The following is a 1,820-nucleotide window of genomic DNA, read 5'->3' as shown; positions in this document are numbered from 1 at the left end:
TTCTGCCCGCGGCGTACGGCGTGTATCAGGCGGGGCGTCGAACGCGGTTCATGATCAAGTCCGAGATGATGGATATCGCCATCATGCGGTTCTTGATCACCCGCACGCGCTCTGTGCCGGTTGATCGATCGCAGGGCGTTGAGGCTTATCGTGGCGCGGTCTCGGCGCTGCGAGAGGGTCGGATCGTCGCGGTGTATCCGGAGGCGACGATCAGTCGCAGCTTTGAGCTCAAGGACTTCAAGACCGGTGCGGTGCGCATGGCCGCTGAGGCTGGGGTGCCGTTGATCCCGACGATTGTCTGGGGTGCGCAGCGACAGTGGACCAAGGGCGGCACACGTGACATGGGGCGCAGTCGGATTCCGGTCCGCGTGCGCTACGGCAGTCCGATAACGGTTGCGCCCGAGAGCAATTCGGAGCAGGAGACATCGCGGTTACGAGATGTGATGCACGAGCAGCTCCTGCGTGTTCAGGATGACTACGGGTCGCATCCGGAGGGCGAGTTCTGGGTGCCCCACCGACTCGGGGGTTCGGCGCCCACGCCCGAGGAGGCTGCTGTCATCGAGAAAGACGAGGCCGAGCGCAAGGCCGCAGCCCGCGAGCGAAAGGCCAATGGTGAGTGACGCATCCGCGGCGTCGACCGGCGAGAGCACCGTCGGATTCGACGGCCCGCCGACACTGATCGCCAGCGACGTCGACGGAACTCTGATCGACGACCAGAACACCGTGTCGCCCTTCACGATCGGCGTACTCGGGGCAGCGTGTGATGCCGGCACCGAGTTCGTCCTGGCGACGGGCAGGCCACCGCGCTGGATCGCCGAGATCACCGACCAATTCCCGGGTTCCGCGGTCAACGTGCGATATGCGGTGTGCGCCAACGGCGCGATCATCTACGACGTCGCGAACGACAAGATCGTGTACTCGTCGCTGCTGCAGACGGATCGGCTCGCGGTGCTCCGCGAGGTGATCGCGCGGTGTCTACCCGACGCCGGGGTTGCCGGAGAGCGAGTCGGCTCGTCGGAATTCGACGCTGCCACACCGCCGTTCGTGGCGACGGCCGGCTACCGGCACGCCTGGCTGAACCCCGATCACATCGAGGTCGGCGATGACGAGGTCTACGCGGAGCCGGTGGTGAAACTTCTTGTGCGACAGCCTGATCTGGCCAGCGGTGAGATGGCTCGGCGGCTTCTGCCGGAGGTCGACGGCATTGCGCAGGTCACCTTCTCCACCGACAACGGATTGATCGAGCTCTCGGTGCCCGACACGCACAAGGCGTCGGGTCTGGACAAACTCATCGATCTTGCAGGACTTTCCGGCGAGCGCACCGTCGCGTTCGGTGACATGCCGAACGACGTCGAGATGCTCACCTGGGCCGGGCACGGAGTTGCGATGGGACACGCGCATCCGGCTGCGATCGCCGCCGCCGACGAAGTGACGGTCGGCAACAACGAGGACGGCGTCGCGCGGGTGCTCGCGCGGTGGTTCGGCTAGAACCACCGCGCAAGCCAAGAGGTTTCAGGCAAGCCCGAGCGCGAACGCCCCGACGAAGGCGCGCACCGCGTCGGAGTTCGGTGGGTGGAAGCTGCCCGCGCGTACGTCGCGGTAGAGCCGCTCCAACTCGTTACGACGATGCAGCGCACCTGCTCCCGCGATCTCGAGCGCAAGGTCGGTGACCTGCCGGGCGACCCGGGTGCTGTTCTCCTTTGCGGCGAACAGGCGCAGCAGGGTGCGGTCGCCGAGATCCTCACCGGCGGTGAGCGATTTGGTGAGATCGTCCAATGCACCGGTCACGGCTTCGAGTGCCAACTCGGCCTCCGCGACGT

General features: G+C 66.0%; 3 protein-coding genes. 2 read left to right on the top strand and 1 reads right to left on the bottom strand.

Features of this window, described 5'->3' with window-relative positions; translation table 11 throughout:
- Both A5777_RS03795 and A5777_RS03790 read left to right on the top strand, forming a co-directional pair.
- The coding region (locus tag A5777_RS03795) for a lysophospholipid acyltransferase family protein (protein ID WP_064861677.1) at positions 1-620 on the top strand (620 nt) is incomplete at its 5' end.
- Positions 613-1,488 carry an HAD family hydrolase gene (locus A5777_RS03790; RefSeq protein ID WP_005206237.1) on the top strand — a complete coding sequence of 292 codons (876 nt, stop codon included), beginning with the start codon at positions 613-615 and terminating at the stop codon, positions 1,486-1,488. The genes A5777_RS03795 and A5777_RS03790, both read left to right, overlap by 8 nt.
- 24 nt (positions 1,489-1,512) lie before the next feature.
- Here A5777_RS03790 and A5777_RS03785 read toward each other — a convergent pair.
- Positions 1,513-1,820 (bottom strand): acyl-CoA dehydrogenase family protein (locus A5777_RS03785; RefSeq protein WP_197502283.1); only part of this gene is annotated, 308 nt, incomplete at its 5' end.

The organism is Gordonia sp. 852002-10350_SCH5691597 (assembly GCF_001665715.1).
Lineage (GTDB): Bacteria > Actinomycetota > Actinomycetes > Mycobacteriales > Mycobacteriaceae > Gordonia > Gordonia sputi.
The sequence above is the reverse complement of the archived record's forward strand: the minus strand, read 5'-3'. Positions and strand labels throughout refer to the sequence as shown.